The organism is Winogradskyella immobilis (genome assembly GCF_021887715.1).
Taxonomy (GTDB): domain Bacteria; phylum Bacteroidota; class Bacteroidia; order Flavobacteriales; family Flavobacteriaceae; genus Winogradskyella; species Winogradskyella immobilis.
Window position 1 is genome coordinate 1 of sequence record NZ_JAIQXX010000074.1, and the last position, 452, is coordinate 452.

Consider the following 452-nt stretch of genomic DNA (forward strand, 5'->3'; position numbering starts at 1 on the left):
AACCAAGCGACAGCAGAAGGAGACGATCCAAATGGGGATCCAGTTAGTGATGATTCAGATGATCCAACAGATTCGACGGATGTAGATCCAGATGGTGATGGAGATCCAGATGATCCAACAGTTACAAGTTTAGGTCAGGACCCAAGCATATCATTATTAAAGACGGCAGTGTTTAATGATGAAGATGGAGATGGTTTTGGAGATGTAGGCGAGACGATCACATATAGTTTTACAGTGAGTAATACGGGGAATGTCCCAGTAACGAATATATCAATTACCGATCCATTAGTAACGGTCACAGGTGGCCCGATAGATTTAGCCGTAGGAGCGAGTGATAGTGGAAGTTTTACAGCGATCTATACATTAGATCAAGATGATATAGATGCAGGCTTTGTAATGAACCAAGCGACAGCAGAAGGAGACGATCCAAATGGGGATCCAGTTAGTGATGA

At 43.1% G+C, this 452-nt stretch carries 1 protein-coding gene; it reads left to right on the forward strand.

The genetic code is table 11. The annotated features are described in order from the left end of the window. On the forward strand, positions 1 to 452 hold a 452-nt coding region (locus K8Z87_RS14045), incomplete at both ends, for a DUF7507 domain-containing protein (protein ID WP_456119788.1).